This window comes from Roseateles sp. (assembly GCF_049240545.1).
Classification (GTDB): domain Bacteria; phylum Pseudomonadota; class Gammaproteobacteria; order Burkholderiales; family Burkholderiaceae_C; genus Paucibacter_A.
Window position 1 is genome coordinate 1 of record NZ_JBMLSK010000003.1, and the last position, 2,989, is coordinate 2,989.

The 2,989-nt window shown below is 55.7% G+C and carries 4 protein-coding genes; 2 read left to right on the forward strand and 2 right to left on the reverse strand.

Annotation, left to right across the window (positions count from 1 at the left end; genetic code table 11):
- Together ACOVRJ_RS00090 and ACOVRJ_RS00095 are read left to right on the forward strand one after the other, a co-directional pair.
- Positions 1-659, forward strand: a 659-nt coding sequence (locus ACOVRJ_RS00090; RefSeq protein WP_422041872.1) for a recombinase family protein, incomplete at its 5' end; no start/stop codon positions are given.
- On the forward strand, positions 656-1,081 hold the full coding sequence (locus ACOVRJ_RS00095) for a hypothetical protein (protein WP_422041873.1): 426 nt from the start codon (positions 656-658) through the stop codon (positions 1,079-1,081). The genes ACOVRJ_RS00090 and ACOVRJ_RS00095, both read left to right, overlap by 4 nt.
- Before the next feature lie 31 nt (positions 1,082-1,112).
- On the opposite strand, the gene ACOVRJ_RS00100 is transcribed toward ACOVRJ_RS00095, so the two are convergent.
- Together ACOVRJ_RS00100 and ACOVRJ_RS00105 are read right to left on the reverse strand one after the other, a co-directional pair.
- A complete protein-coding gene (locus tag ACOVRJ_RS00100) occupies positions 1,113-2,489 on the reverse strand; it encodes a heavy metal sensor histidine kinase (protein WP_422041874.1) in 1,377 nt (458 codons plus the stop codon).
- The coding region (locus ACOVRJ_RS00105) for a winged helix-turn-helix domain-containing protein (protein ID WP_422041875.1) at positions 2,490-2,989 on the reverse strand (500 nt) is incomplete at its 5' end.

Below are 2,989 nucleotides of genomic sequence, written 5' to 3' on the forward strand. Positions count from 1 at the left end.
TGATCACCAAGGGCTACGTCTACAAGGTGTTCAAGAACCCTGTCTACATCGGTATGGCCGCCTACAAGGGGCAGCAGTACCCGGGCGAACACAGCGCCATCATCGATCAAGAGGTCTGGGATACAGTGCAAGAACTGCTGAAAGCGGGCGACAAGCACGTCAAGGGCGGGGCCGGGATGCGCGAGACCAAGGCGCCGTCCATGTTGCGCGGGTTGATCTTTTCCCCGGAGGGTCGTGCCTTTACGCCTGGCTGGACCAGCAAGGGTCCCAAGCAGTACCGCTATTACATCAACACCGACGCAATCAAGCTCGGCAAAGAGGCCTGCGAAGTCCGGCGTGTGCCGGCCGGCGAAATTGAAGGGGTCGTGGTCGAGCAGTTGCGGGGCGTTTTGAGAGCACCGGAAATTCTGGCTGCCGCGGTCAGGGAAGTCACCTTGTCTCGACCAGACATCAGCGAAGCCGATGCAATCCAGACGCTGCAATCGATTGACCAAGTCTGGGACAACTTGTATCCGGCTGAGCAGGCATGCATCGCTAAAGCACTGATCGAGCGGATAACGGTTCGCACGGACGGCATCAATATCAAGTGGAAGTCCACCGGCATGACCAAACTGCTTCGCGACACGGTCATGCAACAGGCCTACAGGGAGGCAGCATGAGTCAAACAGACCAAATGCCTGAAACAACCCACATCCCGATGACCTTTCGACCGCGGGGCGGCAAAACGGTCATCGTCTTGCCCGATGGATCGCGTGGTGTGGTGCGCCGCGAGGCAACGATCGACAACACCATGATCAAGGTGATTGCACGCGGGTTCAGGTGGCAGCGCCTGCTTTATGACGGGACCTACGCCACCATCGAAGACCTGGCTGCCGCGGAGAAGATCAACCCATCCTACGTCAGCCGTATCCTGCGGCTGGCCTACTTGTCGCCCAAAGTGGTTCAGGCAATCCTTGACGGATCACACCCAGCTTGGTTGACCATGAGGGATCTGCTGGAGCCGTTCCCCATGGACTGGCAACTACAGGAAAAAAAGTTTCTTGCTCGGTTCGAAGAAAGCAATCTAACCTCCGAATACTAAGACGTCAATCAAACGACTCCGGCGGGTTCATTCAATGAGGAAACGTCAAGGTAAATCGAGTGATGCCGCGGGCAGAGCTGGCGTAGACGCTGCCGCCATGTGCTTCCACTATCGCCTTGGTGATGGCAAGTCCCAACCCCACCCCATCTGACCCGAGATGCGAGCGCGCTTGGTCCACGCGATAGAAGCGGTCAAATAATCGTGGCATCAAGAGCGGATCAATGTCTTCGCCGCTGTTCTCAACTGAGATGTCGGTGCAGTTCATCCGACTGGCAACAGTGATTTTTACGCAACTGCCTGAAGGCGCGTAACGTAGCGCATTCGACATGAGATTGCTCAATGCACGCCGGAACATAAGGCGGTCGCCCTGCACCGGGCCGTTCCCCTCCAGGGTTAGAGCAATACTCTTGTCGTCTGCCACAGCCTCGTAGAAGTCGATCAACGCTTGGACTTCATCTGCGGCCATGAAGTCTTCTTTGTGCGGTAGGTCCACCCTGCGTTCGGTTTTAGCCAACAGCAACATGTCAGACACCATGCGAGCCAGTCGCTGCAACTCCTCGGCGTTTGAAGCAAGAACATCCTTGTAAACCTCGTTCTCACGCTTGGAAGTCAAAGTAACCTGAGTCTGAGTGAGCAGGTTACTGATTGGCGTCCGAAGTTCATGAGCCAAGTCGGAAGAGAACTCAGACAATCGCTGAAAGTCATCCTGGAGCCGCTCTAGCATCTGGTTGAGCGTCTTCGCCAAATCAGCCATCTCGATTGGCACAGACTGAACCGGCATGCAAGGCTGCAAACGCTGGGCGGTTACGGCAGCAGCATGCGCCTTAATGGCTCTTAGTGGAGCGAGGCCGTAATAGACCGCTGCCCATCCAAGCAAACCGCTGACGACGATTGCTGCTAGCGCATACAAGCCTAGTGCGTTCAAAAGCTCATTTAGAAAATGCTGATGGTGGGCCGTATCCATGGCAAGGCTGACCGTGAGTTGAATTCCTGGCGCGTACTGCGCCTCTGCCTGAAATTGCTGATGTCGGAATTCCTGCTGTCCGCGACGCCACCACATCAAAGCCATTAAAGGATTCACATCTGGAGGCAACTGCAGACGATCAGCCGCAGGAAAATCCTCGGTCTGAAAGAGGATTCGCCCATCACCACTGCTGACGCGCACGAAAAGTCCGTGGTGATGATTAAGCGATTCGTCGAGCCGGCGATCCAAATCTTTGGAGGATCTGCTACTTGCGATGATTTCGCCAATGAGATGTTGCTTGTCTTGCAGTGCACCGCGATCAAGGTCAACAAAGTGTTGATCCGCCGAAGCCATGAATAGCCCGCCCAAACCCAGCACCACGCTGGAGGCCACCAGGGTAAAAAAAAGCGTAAGCCGGTGGGTCAACGATAGACGAGGCAACACTCAGGGCTCCTGCGGCACTTCAAGCACGTATCCCATGCCCCGTACTGTCTGGATCAATTTGACCGCTTGCCCATCGTCGATTTTGATTCGCAAGCGTCGCATTGCCACTTCGATGACATTCGTGTCGGAATCGAAGTTCATATCCCACACTTGAGACGCAATCAAGGAGCGTGGTAATACCTCACCTTGTCGGCGCATCAGCAATTCGAGGAGACCGAATTCCTTTGCGGTCAGATCTATCCGGCGCCCACCTCGCGTAACGCGACGTCGCAGCAAATCCAGTTCTAAATCCGCCGTGCGCAGGGTGTTGCTATCCACTCCACCTCCGCGCCCACGGCGAAGAATTGTTCTCACCCGTGCCAAAAGCTCCGCAAAAGAAAATGGCTTGACCAGATAGTCGTCAGCCCCCAGTTCAAGACCCTTGACGCGATCCTCGACCTGGTCGCGTGCGGTCAAAAATAGCACCGGCATGTCCAACCCGCGCCGACGCAATGAGGCCA

Coding starts and splice junctions, on each gene's coding strand:
- ACOVRJ_RS00095 (WP_422041873.1), top strand. CDS start 656: ATGAGTCAAACAGACCAAATGCCTGAAACAACCCACATCCCGATGACC.